Source organism: Amycolatopsis sp. NPDC104775, from assembly GCF_055583325.1.
Genome location: NZ_JBVJOE010000004.1, coordinates 184,407 through 201,596 on the forward strand (window position 1 = coordinate 184,407; position 17,190 = coordinate 201,596).

At 70.4% G+C, this 17,190-nt stretch carries 8 protein-coding genes; 4 read left to right on the forward strand and 4 right to left on the reverse strand.

Annotation, left to right across the window (positions count from 1 at the left end; genetic code table 11):
* A complete protein-coding gene (locus tag ACZ63D_RS19445) occupies nt 1-210 on the forward strand; it encodes a hypothetical protein (protein ID WP_465355711.1) in 210 nt (69 codons plus the stop codon).
* 493 nt (nt 211-703) lie between these two features.
* Here the strand turns inward: ACZ63D_RS19445 and ACZ63D_RS19450 are convergent, their stop codons facing one another.
* Nucleotides 704-1,156 carry a GbsR/MarR family transcriptional regulator gene (locus ACZ63D_RS19450; RefSeq protein ID WP_465355712.1) on the reverse strand — a complete coding sequence of 151 codons (453 nt, stop codon included), beginning with the start codon at nt 1,154-1,156 and terminating at the stop codon, nt 704-706.
* Between the two features lie 77 nt (nt 1,157-1,233).
* Between ACZ63D_RS19450 and ACZ63D_RS19455 the strand changes: the two genes are divergently transcribed.
* Entirely contained in the window at nt 1,234-1,653 is a 420-nt protein-coding gene (locus ACZ63D_RS19455; RefSeq protein WP_465355713.1) for a DUF6653 family protein, read from the forward strand.
* Nucleotides 1,654-1,970: 317 nt separating this feature from the next.
* Here ACZ63D_RS19455 and ACZ63D_RS19460 read toward each other — a convergent pair whose 3' ends face one another.
* Both ACZ63D_RS19460 and ACZ63D_RS19465 read right to left on the reverse strand, forming a co-directional pair.
* On the reverse strand, nt 1,971-2,528 hold the full coding sequence (locus ACZ63D_RS19460) for a hypothetical protein (RefSeq protein WP_465355714.1): 558 nt from the start codon (nt 2,526-2,528) through the stop codon (nt 1,971-1,973).
* The gene (locus tag ACZ63D_RS19465; protein ID WP_465355715.1) at nt 2,525-3,409 is read right to left on the reverse strand and encodes a DUF4747 family protein; all 885 of its coding nucleotides are present in this window, start codon (nt 3,407-3,409) and stop codon (nt 2,525-2,527) included. Before ACZ63D_RS19465 ends, ACZ63D_RS19460 begins: the two co-directional genes overlap by 4 nt.
* 713 nt (nt 3,410-4,122) lie before the next feature.
* Here ACZ63D_RS19465 and ACZ63D_RS19470 point away from each other — a divergent pair.
* Both ACZ63D_RS19470 and ACZ63D_RS19475 read left to right on the forward strand, forming a co-directional pair.
* Nucleotides 4,123-4,401 carry a hypothetical protein gene (locus tag ACZ63D_RS19470; RefSeq protein ID WP_465355716.1) on the forward strand — a complete coding sequence of 93 codons (279 nt, stop codon included), beginning with the start codon at nt 4,123-4,125 and terminating at the stop codon, nt 4,399-4,401.
* A complete protein-coding gene (locus ACZ63D_RS19475; protein WP_465355717.1) occupies nt 4,398-4,919 on the forward strand; it encodes a hypothetical protein in 522 nt (173 codons plus the stop codon). The genes ACZ63D_RS19470 and ACZ63D_RS19475 overlap by 4 nt, the downstream gene beginning before the upstream one ends.
* 249 nt (nt 4,920-5,168) lie before the next feature.
* Here the strand turns inward: ACZ63D_RS19475 and ACZ63D_RS19480 are convergent, their stop codons facing one another.
* On the reverse strand, nt 5,169-17,111 hold the full coding sequence (locus ACZ63D_RS19480; RefSeq protein WP_465356294.1) for an SDR family NAD(P)-dependent oxidoreductase: 11,943 nt from the start codon (nt 17,109-17,111) through the stop codon (nt 5,169-5,171).
* Between the last annotated feature and the right edge of the window lie 79 nt (nt 17,112-17,190).

The window sequence follows — 17,190 nt, forward strand, 5'->3', positions numbered from 1 at the left end:
ATGACTGACAAGCTGCGAAAAACGCGCAAGGAGATGAAGATCTACCTCCTGGTGTGCATCTTCGTCGCGATACCCATGATTGTAGTTTCCAGTTTCATGCTTGACAGGTTTCAATACCTCCCGGCGATACTGGACGCGATCGTCATCGCGGGCCTGGTCATCTTTCTGGTGTGCACGAGAGACGGAAAAAGACGTAACTGTGACAAGTGAGGTGCATTGGATGGACCTCTGCGGGTTCGGCAAGTCCGGCACCGGGGTCGCATCAGGGAGGCAAGCGGCAGGAGTCTGCTGATGCCGAGAAATTGGTCCGTCGCGTCGCACGCTGAGAGCGGCCCCCGTTCGCTACGACGAAGCGTCCTCCGGTCCGCGCGGCCCGGGTCGCCTCCGCGATGATACGGACGGCGCTACGGGTGAAGTCGACCGTGCAGCGCCCGCAGCGCGGCCTCGATCGCGTAGGCGACCGAAGACACCGGGTCGGCCATCACGGCGAACGCGAAAGCGAACAGCAGCATCGGCCGCCTGACCGTCCGCCGGGGCGAAGCAGTGGCGCGTGAAGCCACGTTCGGCTACCGCCGTTGGGATCGCTGTCAAGCCGTGGGGGCAGGTCTTGAGGGAAGCTCTTCGCTGCTTCCGGCGGTCACCCTGACAGATCGCTGGTCAGCCCGTTGCGGAGGACGAACCGGATGTGCGCTTTCTTCACGGCTCAGCCGTCGCGAGCGGCCCGCCAGCGGTCGATGACGGCGGGCAGTTCGCGCATCAGGTGGGCGTAGAAGTCGCGCATGTCGGCCAGGCGCCGCCCGGCGACGCTGTCCTCGCCGGTGAACTCGATACCGGCCGCCGCCGCGTCCTGCATTTCCTGGACGACGGCGTTCTGGGCGGACATCAGGGTCGCCCAGCCTTCGTCGGGGAAGCGGAAGTGCTCGCGCCGGCTGCCGGGTGCGGGAACTCGCTCGACAAGCCCGGCCGCGGTGAGGGCTTTGAGCGCGGTGGAGACGGAACTGGGACTGGCGGTCAGGCGGTCGGCGAGTTCGCCGGCGGTGACGGTCTCCTGGTCGCTGAACAACAGCATGGCCAGTACCCGTGCGGTCATCCGCTGCAGGCCGTGGCGGGTCAGGGTGAGGGCCAGTCGCTCGGCGGCCTCGATGTGCTCGGTCATCGTCCTCCAGAGTGCTTGCCGGAATACTAGCTTATCCGAGTCTTCGGAAATTTCCGAAAATTCGATAGGGTCGTGACATGAAGTCTTCGGTTAAACGGTGGGTGTTCGCCCGCCACTGCCATCCGCTCAGTGCGTGGTCCCGATGGGCGAGCACGCCGTTGGTACTGGTTCCGGTGTGGACGCGGAAGTGGTCGCACGCCGCGCTCGTCGGCGCGTGGCTGGCGGCGAACCCGGTGGTGTTCGGCAAGCCCGGGCACACGGACGCGTGGGCGTCGCGGGCCATGCTGGGGGAGGAGCTGTGGATCGGGCGACGGCCCCGGGACGCGGCGATGGCGGTCAACATCGCCGCGACCGCGGCCGGGCTCGCGGCGATGACGGCGGCGCGGCGCCGCAGGCTCGGGCCCGCTGCCGGGGCGACGGCGGTGCAGATGGGATTGTTGCTGGCGTATTGGGAAATGATGGCCCGATACTTGGACCGGCACGGCGCGGCCGGATGAAGGCTGTTGCTGACACTCGGCACCCGAGGCCACGCCCGGCCGATCGTGGCGCTGGGCCGGGCGCGGCGGGCCGGGCATGACGCGGTGCTCGTCGTGCCGCGGATGTTCGGCGCGCGCGAGGCGTCGATCGCCCGCGGACGAAGGCATTGCCGGGAAACAGGTCTCTGGTCAATGCTGTTGCCGACGGCGGGCTGCGGACCGAACCTGTCCTCGCCCCGCCGGATCCCGGAGCCGTTGAGCGAACTGCTGCCGGACCGCCGGACGGCGGCGGTGGAACCGGGCGCTTCACAGCGGACAGGTCATGGACGGCCGCACGTTCAGCGGCCGGTTCCGTTGAGCTTGCCGATGGCTTCTTGCCGTAGGCCGACGAATTGGATCAGGGTGCCGAGGGCCGGGAAGAGGCTGGCGAGAGACCACAGCGCCAGTCCGCCTGCCGCCGCGCCGAGGATCCCGGGAATCCACTGGGGTTGTATCTGTGCCACCGCGCCCCAGGCGATCAACATGGCGATCGCGAGCACGCCGATCAGGGTAGTGCTGAGGAACGGCGTGAGGTACCGCTCGGTCGCGATGCCCAGGTTGTTGAGCTTGCGGAGAAATTCTGTGTCCAGTCCGGCGGCTTGGATCGCCATGCCGGCGATGACGCCGCCGATCACGACGCCTACCAGTGCCGCTCCGATGGCGATCAGGTCCTTCGCTTTGTCGGCGGCGGCAAACGCGACCCAGCAGCCTCCGCCGCTTCCGAGAAGAATGGCGGCCCATTCGCCCCACCACATCTGGCGCGGTCCGAATTTCGCGTATTTCCAGAAGGTCCGGGCAGCCGCGTTGCCCTCCCACTTGACCGGTTGTTCCGCGCGCGGCGATTCCGGGAGTGTCATGGGGCTAGATCGAGGCGGCCGAGCAACGCTGTCAGCACCCGCGCCGCCAACGTGGACAGTGCTGCGTGTCCGTTCGCGAGGCGTTCTTCGTCCGGCATTTCGCGGGTGTCGATCTCCTCGACGTCGCCCTTTTCGGTCTCGCCGCGGGCGCGGACTTGCACGTGCCCGTTGGCGAGGTCGGGGCTGATCGACTCGATCAGTTCGTCGTCGATCTCGAGACTCGACCTTTTCGTGGCGCGCAGGGTGCGCTCCTCTTCGTCCGCGTTGTACGCGGCAAGCAGTTTGCGGTGTTCGGTGAGGTCGACGCCGGGGTTCGTGCGTTTGATCCACAGTGTCAGTTCGCTGATGACCTGGTGCGCGGCCAGCCATTCCGCGACGCGGGTGCCGGAGGAGACGAAGTCCAGGTCGTAGAGGCCGGAGAACTCGCTGCTTTGTCCCCATTGGCCGACGACAGCGCGCAACAGCGCTTCGGTCTCGGATCGTGCGTCGCCGACCGACATTCGCTCCGGCGGGCTGAGTGCGAACCAGCGGTCGTGGGTGTCGATCGCGATGATCGGGCCTTCGTCGTCGTCGCTGCGGCGGCGGAAGGTCAGGAGCTGGAAGCGGTCGGCGAGCCAGCCGTAGTCGCCGTCGGGCAGGTCCGCCAAGGTGAAAATGCTGAGATACCAGGGATCATCGTAATCGCCGACGGGGTCGGCGACGACCTCAGTGTGCCGTTTGGCTTCCAGCCGTTCTTCGAAGAGCCGGATCAGGAACCGGTACCGGGCCTGGGCTCGCTCTCCCAGCGGTTCCGCGCCGCGGACGTTGATCCGGCCGAACGCGATGCGTTCGTACGACGCGCCGGTCGGTGTCTCTCGCACCACGTCGTATTGAGTGGTCATCGACGTCCCTCTCGTCGTGGAGGTGCCGTGTGCTTCCCGCCGCGCGGGCCTTGGTGCAGTCGAGGTCGCGGCGGCGTCGCTCGGTGTTACAGGCGGGGCCCCGATTGGCGGTTTAGCTGTCTTCACGACGTTCCGTGGCGAGCGCGGCGGTGACGTCCAGCTCGGGGTTCGGGCCGCAGGCTGGCGTAGCGGGCGGGATACGCCCGTGAAAGGCCATCGCGATGTGGTCCTCGACGAGATCGCCGACCGGCTACCGCGGGGCTGACCGCGACCGGGGCGGGTAGTACACGCCGAGCACGCTGAAGGTCCTCGGGTGCGCGGCCTGGCATCGGCCCCCGGCCCGGCACGAAGTCCGCGGCCACCGGGGCCTCCGGCTCGCCGATCATCACGGACCTCGTCGCCGAGCAGAATCCGGCAGACGGCCCCGTTGCTTTCGCTGTAGATTCCGAGCCGGACGGTCTGTCCGCCCCCGGCCGCTTACCGCCGCTCAACACTCAACTCGACGGCGGGTGTACGAGCGGGGGACTGGCGCGCACTGACGGGGCGCGGTCAGCTCAAGCGTGGGAGTGCGGTTCTGGCCTGTACGATAGATCAGGCGACGCGCGAGATGCCGACGTCGGCGGATTTACGACAGTCTTTCGAGCGGATGGACCAGGAAATGCACGCCTGGATATCAACCCCCGGGCGATGTCGAGATCAAGGGCGGCAATACCTTGTTCCTGAACTTCGGTCAAGAGAGTCGGGCGCTCTCCTGCCTTGAGCGCCGGCTGGAGCAGGGGTTTGAAGGGACACAGATCAAGACGTTCGAGGTGCCGACATCCTACGTCGACGAGTTGCGCGCGGCGGCAGTTCCAGAGTCAATGGCACGGCAGTTTCCCGGAAACCCATTTGTCGTGGGCGTAAACAAGGCGGTCGATCAATTCGGGCTTCGATCGGAACAGTTCGGGAATCTGCTCGGCAATATTGTTCGGGGCGGAGGAGAGTTGTGGTGATTGGTCCAGAGGAGCGACGGCACCTGATGGGCGGCCCGCGTTCTGGCCAGGTGGCCGGCGGGGTCGGCACTGTTGATGTCCTCGCGTGTGGAGGCATCGGCACCGAGATCCTCAGCCGGTCCCGCGCTGTGTTGTTGACGATCCTGGAGCATTCCGGGCCGGAGTGGCCGACCGCGGAGGAATGGAGGGCGCTCATTCCGCCCTGGTTCGTAGCGGCGTGCGGTGAGGAGATGCGGCGTGAGGACGCTGAACGCTGGCTGGCCTGGTGGCGCACTTTGGGGCCTGCTGACAAGGTCAGAGCGGAATCTGAGCGTCGATGGACTTTGGCGGACTGGCTTTATTGGCTTAGTCCGTTGGAGCGCCAATGGTTCTGGTGGGATGCCAAGGTTGAGCATGACGGAACGCTCCGGGTGACCGTCGAGGTTTCGGGCTGGCCGACGGCTCTAGGCGCTCTGGACTGGCTGCTGCGAGCAGCTGGCGCCGTTGAGATCGTTCATGAGGAGAGCGTGCCCGGCTGAGGTTCGCTGGCGCCGATGAGCCCGCGGATAGTCGCAGGCACGGGGTAGACCTGTTCGATAGGCAGTTCTTTCTCAGCGGCGTCGAGATTGCCGGAGCTGACATAGCGGTGGACACGCCGGCGAGCGGAGTGACGTCCGTGATTCTGGTGATCCGCTGGTCGAGGTAGCGGTCGACAGCGTCGCCGGAGAGCCTACGCCTCGGGAGTGGTGGCGACTGTTCTTGTCGTCGCCACCACTCCCAAGGGATTTTCAGTGGGACAGTTGGTTGTCGATGAACGCGAACATCTCGTCATCGGACGCGGTGGTCGTGTCCAGCGCCGCGTTGTCCGGCGAGTCCAGTGTGGACACCAGACGCTGCAGCCTGGCCTTCAGTTCCGCTCGGCCGGCCTCGTCCGCTGTCACGGCTGCCTCGTCCAGCGATGCCAGCAACTTTTCCAGGGACAGCGGTTGCCCGGTCTCCGGTTTCAGTGCCGCGGTGACGGATTCGGCCAACGCTGCCGGGGTCGGATAGTCGAACGCGACCGTGGTCGGCAGCCGCAGGCCGAACACCACACCCAATTCGTTGCGCAGTTCTACGGCGGTCAGCGAGTCCAGACCGAGATCCAGCAGGCCGGTCTCCGCGCCGATCCGGGTGGCGTCCTGATGGCCGAGCACCTTCGCCACGACCGAGCGGACCTTGTCCAGCACCAGCGGCAGCCGTTCGGACTCGGCGGCCGCGGAGACCGTCGCGGCGAACGAGGAGCCGTCTGCCACCGGGGCCCGTTTCGCCGGCGCCTTCACCAGTCCGGCGAACATCGCCGGCAACGTCCCGGCATTCGCCTTTTCCCGCAGCAGAGCTGAATCCAGCGGCGCGGGCACCACCACCGGATGGCCACCGGTGAGTGCGGCGTCGAGCAGCTTCAAGCCGTGGTCCGGCTCGATCGCGGTCAGCCCCAGCGAGGACAGCCGCGCGAGATCGGCCTGCGACAGTGAATCGCCCATCCCGTCGCCGTTCCACAAACCCCACGCGAGGGAAACCGCGGGCAGGCCGTGCTCGACGCGATGCCTGGCGAGCGCGTCGAGGAAGGTGTTCGCCGACGCGTAATTGGCCTGGCCACCGGTGCCCAGCACGCCGGCTACCGAGGAGTACAGCGCGAACACCCGCAGGTCCAGGTGCCGGGTGAGTTCGTGCAGATGCCAAGCCGCGTCGATCTTCGCGCCGGTCACCGAGTCGAACCGCTCCGAGGTGAGCGAGCCGATCGTGCCGTCGTCGAGGATACCCGCGACGTGCACGACGCCGACCAGCGGACGTTCCTCCGGGATGCCGTCGAGCAGCACGCGCACGGCTTCGCGGTCGGCCGCATCGCAGGCCTTCCACGTCGCTTCGGCACCCAGCTCTGTCAGTTCCCGGACCAGTTCGACGGCCGCCGGGGAGTCCGGACCACGCCGGCCGGTCAGCAGCAGGTGACGCGCGCCGTGCGTGGTGAGCAGATGCCGCGCGGTCAACCGGCCGAGCGCACCGCCCGCGCCGGTGATCAGCACGGTGCCGTCGGCCAGGTCGAGAGCTTCGCCCGGCGGAACGCGCAGGCGGGTCAGCCGGGGTGTGGTGGCCGCGCCGTCCCGCAGCGCGGCCTGGAAAACCCGCGTGCCGAGCAACCCGGGCAGGGCCCGCAGCGACTCCGCCGTGGCATCGAGATCCACCAGGCCGAAGTTCCCCGGGTTCTCCGTCTCCGCACTGCGGACGAGTCCCCACAGCGCGGAACCGGCCAGGTCACCGCTGGTCAGCACGACCAGGCGGCCGTCGCCCGGGCCGGCTGCCAGCCACGTCTGGACCGCGGCGAGCATCGCGTGCGTCCCGGCTCGAGTCGCGTCAGGGAGCTGGGATTCCGCCGGTGCGGCGGCCACGTAAAGCAGGTCCCCGGAACGGCTCGGGTCGGTGGCCAGCGCCTCGGTGACGTCGACGTGGGTGCGGACGTCCCAGCCCACTGCGGCGGCCGCGGCGGCGAAGTCCGCCGCGCCGGGCCCGGCCGCCACCAGCGGCGCGGCGGGCGCCTCGGCCAGCGGCTGGGGAGCCCAGTCCAGACCGAGCATGCCCGGCACCGAGGCGTTCAACGCGGAGGCGTCCGGTCCCCGCACGGCCAGCGCGTCGACCACGGCGACCGGCGAGCCGGTCACGTCGGTCATCAGCAGGCGGAACGTGTCCGGGCCGGTGGGCCGCAGCTGTACCCGCAGCGCTGTCGCGCCCTCGGCGAAGACGCGGATTCCGGACCAGGCGAACGGAAGCCGTACGACGCCGGCTGCGGCGGCCGCCCGGGCCAGCGGGTGCAGTGCCGAATCGAGCAGTGCCGGGTGCAGGACGAACCCGTCGGCCGCGGCCGGTGCCTCCTCGGGCAACGTGACCTCGGCGAGCAGGTCGTCACCGTCGGTCCACAGCGCGGTCAGGCCCTGGAACGCCGGGCCGTAGCCGTAACCGTGGTCGGCGAGTTCGCCGTACAAGCCCTCGATGTCGACGGCGGTCGCGGACGGAGACGGCCATTCGGTGAGGGATTCCGCGGTGGGGTCGTCGTCGCCCAGTGCGCCGGTCAAGTGCAGCGTCCACTCGGTCTCGCCGCTCACCGGATCGGTCTGTCCGGAGTGGACGGTGATGGTCCGTGAACCGGACACCGCCAGCCGGAGCGGCACACCGCCGGTTTCCGGCAGCACCAACGGGGTCTGCAGGATCAGTTCGGTCACCGACGGGGCGCCCGACCGAGCCGCGGCCCACGCCGCGAGATCGGCCAGCGCCGCTCCCGGCACCAGCACCGTTCCGCCGATCGCGTGATCCGCGAGCCACGGGTACTGCGCGAGTGAGAGCTCTCCGGTGAAGACCGTGCCGCCGTCGCCGGGAAGTTCGACCGCCGCGCCCAGGAGCGGATGATCCACCGTGCCCAGGCCCATGCCGGTCGGGTCGGCCGGGACCGCCTGGCCGTCGAGCCAGAACCGCTCCCGCTGGAACGCGTAGGCCGGCAGCTCCGCGCCGAGGCGGCGGCCGAGGAACCTGGTCCAGTCCACTGCCGCACCACGCAGGTGCGCTGTGGCGAGGGCGGTCGTCGCGGTGACCGGTTCCGGCCGGTTGCGGCGCAGCGCCGGCACCGCGTGCACCTCGGCGCCGCTCGGCAGGCAAGCGGCGACCGCACCGGTCAGGACCGCGTCGGGCCCGAGTTCCAGGAACCGGCTGACACCCTGGGCGTGCAGCGTCCGCAGCGCGTCGAGCAACCGCACCGGACGGCGGACGTGGCGTACCCAGTGCCCGGGATCGGCCAGTTCTTCGTCCGTGGCCGCGGCTCCGGTCAAAGTGGAGACGATCGGGATCCGCGCCGGCCGGAACGCCAAGCCGGAGACCACCGCTTCGAACTCGGCGAGCATCGGATCCATCAACGGCGAGTGGAACGCGTGGCTCACGCGCAACCGCTTCGTCTTGCGGCCCCGCGCGGCGAGCTGGCCGGCGATGGCGGTGACCACATCGTCCGATCCGGAAAGGACAGTCGCATCAGGACCGTTGAGCGCGCCGATGCCTGCGGCGCCTTCGTGTCCCGCCAGCAGTTCCAGCACTTCGTCCTCTGTGGCCGCGACGGACACCATCGCCCCGCCCGCCGGCAGGGACTGCATCAGCCGGCCGCGGGCACAAACCAGAGCAGCGGCGTCTTCCAGCGACAGCACCCCGGAGACGTGTGCTGCGGCGATTTCGCCGATCGAGTGCCCGGCCAGTACGTCCGGCTGAAGACCGGCGTGCTCGAGCATCCGGAACAGCGCGACCTCGACGGCGAACAACGCCGGCTGCGCGAACTCCGTGCGCGACAGGGTTTCCGCACCGTCGGGATCAGCGATCAGCGCCCGCAGCGAACGGCCGATCAGCGGCTCGACGGTCGCGCAAACCTCGTCGAAAGCGGCGGCGTACTCAGGGCTTGCCGCGGCGAGTTCCAGACCCATTCCCGGACGTTGGCTGCCTTGGCCGGTGAACAGGTACGCCGTCCGTCCGGGTAGTTCGGTGATTCCCGGCGCGCCCCCGTCGGCGATCTCGGCGAGACCCGCCAGCAGTTCCGCCGCCTCGGTGCCGACGGCTACCGCGCGGTGCTCGAAGCGGGACCGGCCCGTCGCAAGCGTGGTCGCCACGGAAACCGGGTCGATGTCCCCGGTGGACAGCCGTGCATGCAGACGAGCGGCCTGCGCGCGCAACGCTTCGGGCGTAGTGCCCGACACGATCCACGGCACAGCGGGAGGCTGCGCGGCCGCCTGTTCCGCGATCGGTTCCGGCTGCTCCAGGATGACGTGCGCGTTCGTGCCGCTGATGCCGTACGACGACACGCCCGCCCGCCTCGGCCGGTCCACCTCCGGCCACGGTTCAGCGGCGGCCAGCAGCCGGACGGCACCCGCCGACCAGTCCACGTGCCGGCTCGGCTCGCCGAGGTGCAAGGAACGCGGCAGCACGCCGTGTTCCATGGCCAGGACCATCTTCGCCACCCCGGCCACGCCGGCGGCGGCCTGGGTGTGCCCGATGTTGGACTTCACCGAACCGAGCAGCAACGGCCGGTCCGGAGTGTGGTCACGGCCGTAGGTGGCCAGCAGCGCCTGCGCCTCGATCGGGTCGCCGAGCCGGGTTCCGGTGCCGTGTGCCTCGACGGCGTCGACGTCCGCTCCGGACAGTCGTGCGCTCGCCAGGGCTTGGCGGACAACGCGTTCCTGGGCGAGGCCGTTGGGCGCGGTAAGGCCGTTGGAGGCGCCGTCCTGGTTGATCGCCGAACCACGCACCAGCGCGAGCACGCGGTGGCCGTTGCGGCGGGCGTCCGACAGGCGCTCGACGAGCAGCATGCCCGCGCCTTCACCCCAGCCGGTGCCGTCCGCGGTGTCGGCGAATGCCTTGCACCGGCCGTCCGGCGACATGGCGCGCTGCCGGCTGAACTCCAGCAACGTCGCGGGGGTCGCCATCACCGTCACGCCGCCGGCGAGCGCCAGATCGCATTCCCGGTTACGCAGTGCTTGTGCCGCGAGGTGAAGTGCCACCAGCGACGACGAGCATGCCGTGTCGACGGTGACTGCGGGTCCTTCGAGGCCCATGGTGTACGCGACACGGCCGGAAGCGACACTGCCGGTGCTGCCGGAAACGAGGTAACCCTCGTAGTTCGGCGCGGCGCCCCGGCCCTGCAGCCGGCCGCCGTAGTCGTCGTACATGACGCCGGCGAACACACCGGTCCTCGAGCCGCGCATCTTTTCCGGATCGATCGCGGCATGCTCGAACGCTTCCCACGCCGTCTCCAGCAACAACCGCTGCTGCGGATCCGTGGTGAGCGCTTCCCGCGGGCTCATCCCGAAGAACGCCGGGTCGAATTCGCCGGCTTGGTGCAGGAATCCGCCCCGGTTGGCGATCGACGTGCCCGGCACGTCCGAATCCGGCTGGTATAGATCCGGCGGCCAGCCACGGTCGTCCGGCAGTTCTGACGTCGCGTCGATCTCCTCGGACACCAGCCGCCACAGGTCCTCCGGCGACGAGACGCCGGGGTAACGCAGACCCATGCCGACGATCGCGATCACGTCGTCGTCGGTGTCCGAAGCGGACTCGGCCGTCGTGGTGACCACGTCGCCGGCCGCTCCGAACATCTGGTCCAGGACGAAGTTGGCGAGCGAACGCACCGTCGGATGGTTGAACGTGACTGTGGTCGGCAGCCGGGTTCCGGTGGCCGCGCCGAGGCGGTTGCGCAGGTCCACCGACGTCAGCGAGTCGAAGCCGAGTTCCCGGAACGCGCGGTCTGGATCGACCGTGCCGGAACCGGCGTAACCGAGGACCTCGGCGGCCTGCGTGCGGACCAGTTCCAGCACTTCCGCGGCCCGCTGTCCTGCCGGAAGGCCGCGCAGCCGGGCGCCGAACTGGGCGTTGTGGGCACGCGGGCGCGGCTTGGCCATCGACCGCAGCACCGCGGGCAGCTCCGGGCCGTCGGTCAGCTTGGCCCGGTCCACGCGCGCGGTGACCAGCGCTGGTGCGGCATGCGCCAGTGCGGCGTCGAACATGGCCAGACCTTCTTCGACGGAGATCGCGGCCACGCCCGTACGGGCAAGCCTCGCGCGGTCGGCTTCGTCGAGTGCGCCGCCCATCCCGTCGCCGGTGTCCCACAAACCCCATGCCAAAGCCGTCGCGGGCAGCCCGGCAGCGTGCCGGTGGCGTGCCAGCGCATCCAGGAAGGAGTTCGCCGCGGCGTATCCGGCCTGGCCCGCGGTGCCGACCGTGCCGGCGATGGAGGAGAACAGCACGAAGGCTTGCAGATCGAGGTTCGCGGTCGCCTCGTGCAGCAGCCACGCGCCCCCGCCCTTGGGCCGGAACACGGCGTCGCACCGGTCCGGCGTGAGCGCGGAGAACGCGCCGTCGTCGAGGATTCCCGCGGTGTGCACGACCGCGATCAGCGGGTGCTCCGCCGGGATGCTCGCGAGCAGTTCGTCCACCGCGGCCCGGTCGGCGGAGTCGCACGCGGCGACGCGGACGTCCGCGCCCAGTTCGGTCAGCTCCGCGACCACGTCGTTCCCCCGGCCGGAACGGTTGGTGAGCAGCAGCTTCCGTGCGCCGTGCCGCTCGACGAGATGCCGCGCGACGAGGCGGCCGAGGGATCCGGTGCCGCCGGTGACCAGGACCGTGCCGCGGGTCCAGTCGACGGTGCTGGATTCGGCTGCCGGCGCGGCCGGGACCAGCCGCGGCACGGTGATGACTTCGCCCTGCACGGCGGCTTGTGGTTCGCCGGACGCGATCGCCCGGCCTATAGCGGCGGCCGAGGCGTCCTCGGCGCGCGCGATCAGCGTGATCCGGCCCGGATTTTCGGTCTGCGCGGACCGCAGCAGACCCCACAACGAGGCCGCGGTCAGGTCGGTGCTCTCCCGCGTGATCACGACCAGCCGGGAGCCGGCGAACCGGTCGTCGGCCAGCCAGCCCTGTACGACGGGCAACGCCGTGCCGACCGCCGTCCGGGCATGCCCGTCGGTCAGCGGAACCACGACGGTGTCCGGGGTTTCGCCGCCCATGAGAGCGGGGTAGGGCAACCACTCCGGCGGTTCGCCGAGCACGGCGACCTGCCCGGCCGGCTCCGCCGCCGGGGCGGTGATCGGCTGCCAGCGCACTTCGAGCAGTGAGTCAGCCGGCGCGCGCAACGCGTCGGCGGCGATCGGACGCAACGTCATCGCGCGGATCCGCGCCACTTCGACGCCGTGCTGGTCGGTCACGGTCAGCGCAACCTGATCCGGCTCGCCGGCCGGCTGGACCCGCACGCGGATCGCGTTCGCCCCGCCGGACAGCCGGACTTCGCTGAACGCGAAGGGCACCAACGGTTTTGCCGGATCCGGCGAGTCGAGCACCACCACGTGCAACGCGGCATCGAGCAGCGCCGGGTGGATGGTGAAAGCGTCCGCGTCGACGCCTTCGGGCAACCGCGCTTCGGCGTAGATGTCTTCGCCGTCGCGCCAGGCGTTGACCACGCACCGGAACGCCGGGCCGTAGTCGTATCCGCGCTCCGCCAGCGCCGGGTAGAGGTCGTCGTAGGCGGTTCCCGAAGGAGACCACGAGAACGGCTGCGCCGCAGGCAGCTCCGCGGCGCTCAGCGATCCGCTCGCGTGCAGGGTCCACTCGGCATCCGGCTCAGCCGCGGGACGGGAGTGCACCTCGATCTCGCGACGGCCGTCCTGTTCGCCGGAGACCGACACCTGCAGCCGGTACGCCGCGTTTTCCGGCAGTACCAACGGCGCGCTCAGCGTGAGTTCTTCGACCACCGGCAGGTCCAGCTGGTCCCCGGCGAAAGCGGCGATTTCCACCCACGCCATCCCGGGCACCAGGACGGCGCCGGCGACGCTGTGGTCCACCAGGAACGGCGCGGTTTCCCGGGACAACACACCGGTGAACACCGCCCCGCCCGCGGCGGCGAGCCGTACGTCCGCGCCCAGCAACGGATGTGCGGCCGCGTCGACTCCGAGCGCGGCGGAATCGGCCGAAGCGACCGGAGCCAGCCAGTACGTCTTCTCCTCGAACGGATAAGTCGGCAACTCGACCCGCGGCGCCTCGGGGAATACCGCGGCGAAGTCGACCTCGGCGCCGGCCGCGTGGGCCGTGCTCAGCGCCCGGAGCCAGTCCGTGGCTTCCGTCTCCGGACCGCGGACGAAGGCCACCGCCGTGGTGTCGAGCGTCCCGGCGACGGCCGGGGTCACCGCCGCGGACGGGCCGATCTCGACGAATATCGTCGCCCCGGCGTCGGCGAGCGCCCGGACGCCATCGGCGAACCGCACGGTCGAGCGGATCTGCCGCGCCCAGTACGCCGGGGAGGACAGTTCTTCCGCCGGCGCACCGGTCACCGAGGAGACGACCGGGATCCGGGGTTCCCGCCAGTCCACTTTGGACGCGACGCGCTCGAACTCGGCGAGCACGCCGTCCATGTGCGCGGAGTGGAACGCGTGGCTGACGCGCAGCCGCTTGGTCCGCCTGCCCATTCCGGCGAACCGCTGCGCGACGGCGTCGACCCGGTCCGGATGCCCGGCGAGCACCGCGGATGCCGGGCCGTTGAGCGCGGCGATGTCCACGCCACCGCCGAGTTCGGCGATGGCCGCGGTCACCTCGGCCTCGGCCGCTTCGACGGCGGCCATCGCGCCGCCCTCGGGAGCCGCCTGCATCAGCCGGCCGCGAACCACCGCCAGTTTTGCCGCATCGGCCAGGCTCACCACGCCGGCGACGTGGGCGGCGGCCAGTTCGCCGATGGAGTGGCCGAGCAGGAGGTCCGGCACGAGTCCCCGTGAGCGGGCGAGCCGGTACAGCGCCACCTCGACGGCGAACAGCGCGGGCTGCGTGAACTCGGTACGGTCCAGCTCCGTGCTGTCGCCGGCGAGAATGATCGGCAGCAGCGGGCGGCCAAGGTGCTCGTCGATCGCGGCACAAATCTGGTGCAGGGCTTCGGCGAAGACCGGCTCCCGGCCGGCCAGCTCACGGCCCATGCCCGCGCGCTGACTGCCCTGGCCGCTGAACAGGAACGCGACCTTCCCCCGGGCCGCGACGCCGGTGACGACGTCCGGCGACGGCCGCCCTTCGGCCAGCGCGGTCAGCCCGGCGGTGAATTCGCCAGCAGTCGTGCCCAGTACGATCGCCCGGTGGCCGAAGCGGGTCCGCCCGGTCGCCAGCGTCCGTCCGACAGCGACCGGATCGAGCGTTGTCGCGGCTCGCAGCCGCGCGGCCTGTTCGGCGAGTGCTTCCGGGGTGCGCGCGGACAGTACCCACGGCACCACGGCCGGAACTGGGCGGGGCGGCTCGGTTTCCGCCGGTTCCGGAGCTTCCAGGATCACGTGCGCGTTGGTCCCGCTGATGCCGAACGACGACACCGCCGCGCGCCGGGCCCGCTCCACAGCGGGCCAGGGGCGGGCTTCGGTCACCAGCTCGACCGAACCCGCCGACCAGTCGACCATGCTGCTCGGCGCGTCGATGTGCAGGGTCTTCGGCACCATGCCGTAACGCATGGCCTGAACCATCTTGATGACCCCGCCGACGCCCGCGGCGGCCTGCGTGTGGCCGATGTTGGACTTCAGCGAACCGAGCAGCAACGGCTCCGTTCGGTCCTGCCCGTACGTCGCGAGCAGCGCCTGCGCCTCGATCGGGTCGCCGAGCGTCGTGCCGGTGCCGTGCGCTTCGACAACGTCCACTTCGGACCCGGACAGGCCGGCGGTGGCGAGCGCGTCGGTGATCACCCGGGTCTGCGACGGTCCGTTCGGCGCGGTGAGGCCGTTCGACGCGCCGTCCTGGTTGATCGCGGATCCCTTGAGCACGGCCAGGATCCGGTGCCCGTGCCGGACCGCGTCGGCCCGCCGTTCGAGCAGCACCAGGCCCGCGCCCTCGGCCCAGCCGGTGCCGTCGGCCGCGTCCGCGAACGACTTGCACCGGCCGTCCGGCGAAAGCGCGTGCTGCCGGCTGAACTCGCGGAAGATGTGCGAGGTCGCCAGCACGGTCACGCCGCCGGCGAGCGCGAGGTCGCTTTCGCCGTCTCGCAGCGAACGGGCGCCCAGATGCAGCGCCACCAGCGAAGACGAGCACGCGGTGTCCACGGTGATCGCCGGGCCCTCGAGGCCGAGTGCGTAGGCGATCCGCCCGGACACCACCCCGGCGGTGTTGCCGGCCAGCAGAAAACCCTCGAAACCGGCCGGTGCCGGGTCCAGCCGTGCGCCGTAGTCGTGATACATCACGCCGGTGAACACGCCGGTCCGGCTCCGGCGCAGCCCGCGCGGATCGATGCCGGCGTGCTCGAAGGTCTCCCACGCGGTGGTGAGCATCAGCCGCTGCTGAGGATCGGTGGCCAGCGCTTCCCTCGGGCTCATCCCGAAGAACTCGGCGTCGAAGCTGCCCGCGTCGGGCAGGAAACCACCATGGCGGGTCGACGACGTGCCGGCGTGGTCGGGATCGGGGTGATACAGCGCGTCGAGGTCCCAGCCGCGGCCGGTGGGGAACTCGGAGATCGCGTCGGTTCCGCCGGCGACGAGCTGCCATAGGCTTTCCGGGCCGCGCACGCCTCCCGGGTACCGGCAGCCCATTCCGACGATGACGATGTCGTCCTCGCCGTCCCGCCGCGCGCGGTGCGCCGCCGCCGGTTCAGCGGCACCGGACAGCCAAGCCGCGACCGCGGCCGGGCTCGGATGGTCGAAGATCAACGTGGCCGGGATCCGCCGGCCGGTCACCGCGGCCAGCTGCTCGCCGAACTCGACGCCGGCCAGGGAGTCGAAGCCCAGTTCACGGAAGGTCGACGCCGGATCCTCGGCGGGCTTGGCCAGCACCGCGCTGACCGCGGACAACACCACGGGCAGGAAATCGCGCTCGGAAGACGTCGCGGAGGGCGCCTTCCCGGACTTGGCTTCCCTCGAGGCGCCTTTCCCGGCAGCGGCCGGCAGTTCGACGGCCGGAGCCGGGGGCAGGACAGCGGACCAGTCGACGGGGGCGCCGTGCGCGTAGGCGGCGGCGACCGAGGTGAGCAGCCGGACGACGCCCTGATTTCGGCGAAGCGTCGGGATCACCGCGGCGTCGTGGCCGCCGTCGATGATCTGCTGCGCGCCGACGGTCAGCACCGGATGCGGGCTGACCTCGACGAACAGCCGGTGCCCGGCGTCGAGCGCGGCGGTGAACGCGGCGTCGAAACGGATGGGGGAGCGTTCGTTGCGGAACCAGTACCCCGCGTCGAGGCCGCTGCCGGCCTGAAGCGCGCCGGTGACCGTGGAATAGAACGGTACATCGGTGTCGAGGCGCACGATGTTCGCGAGATCGGCCAGCAGCCGTTCACGGATCGGCTCCACCTGCGCGCTGTGCGAGGCATAGTCGATGTTCACCGTGCGGGCGCGCACCCCTTTCCCGGCGTAGCTTTCCTTCAGCTCAGCGAGCTGGGCCGAGGATCCTGCCACGACGGTGGCGGACGGTCCGTTGCGGGCGGCGACGGTGATCCCGGCATACCGGGCGAGATCGTGCTCCACGGTCTCCGCGGGCAGCGGCACGGAAAGCATCCCGGTGTCTCCGGCGACCGCGGACAAGGCCTGTGCCCGCAAGGAAACGACACGGGCGGCGTCGGCGAGGGACAACGCGCCGGCGAGGTGCGCCGCGGCGATTTCGCCCTGCGAGGCACCGATGACGCCGGCCGGCCGAAGTCCGGCCGACTCCCAGAACCGGGCCAGCGAGACCATCACCGCGAACAGGACCGGCTGCACCACGGCGACGCCGCCGTCCAGTGGGGGTGCGCCATCGGTGCCACGCAGCACGTCGATCACCGACCAGCCGGTGTACTCGGCCAGCGCGGCGGCGCAGTCCCGCATCGCGACCGCGAAAGCCGGTGTCGTGTCCAGCAGTTCCGCGCCCATGCCGGCCCATTGCGTACCCTGGCCCGGGAACACCAGCACCGGTTGTTGCGCGGGCAAGGCGGTCGCGCGCACGACCGCGGGCGAGGCCTTGCCGGTCACCACGGCGTCGAGTCCGGCCAGCAATTCGGCGCGGTCTCCGCCCATCACGACGGCGCGGTGCTCGAGCGGAGTCCGCGCCGCGAGCGATGCCGCGATCGACGCCGCGGAAAGCTCCGGATGCTCTCGCACGTGCTCGCGCAGCGCCTCGGCCTGTCCGGTCAGTGCTTCCCCGGAGCCGGCCGACATCGGCCAGGCGACCGGCTCGTCCGCGCCTGGAACCCGGTCGGTGTCCATTGCCACCGTGTTTCACCACCTGTAGTCCACGCCACCGGCCCGCCTGATCGAGGGCGCGCCGAAGGACGTCCGGAAAGGG

Coding starts and splice junctions, on each gene's coding strand:
- ACZ63D_RS19465 (WP_465355715.1), bottom strand. CDS start 3,409: ATGACCACTCAATACGACGTGGTGCGAGAGACACCGACCGGCGCGTCG.
- ACZ63D_RS19480 (WP_465356294.1), bottom strand. CDS start 17,111: ATGGACACCGACCGGGTTCCAGGCGCGGACGAGCCGGTCGCCTGGCCG.
- ACZ63D_RS19445 (WP_465355711.1), top strand. CDS start 1: ATGACTGACAAGCTGCGAAAAACGCGCAAGGAGATGAAGATCTACCTC.
- ACZ63D_RS19455 (WP_465355713.1), top strand. CDS start 1,234: ATGAAGTCTTCGGTTAAACGGTGGGTGTTCGCCCGCCACTGCCATCCG.
- ACZ63D_RS19460 (WP_465355714.1), bottom strand. CDS start 2,528: ATGACACTCCCGGAATCGCCGCGCGCGGAACAACCGGTCAAGTGGGAG.
- ACZ63D_RS19450 (WP_465355712.1), bottom strand. CDS start 1,156: ATGACCGAGCACATCGAGGCCGCCGAGCGACTGGCCCTCACCCTGACC.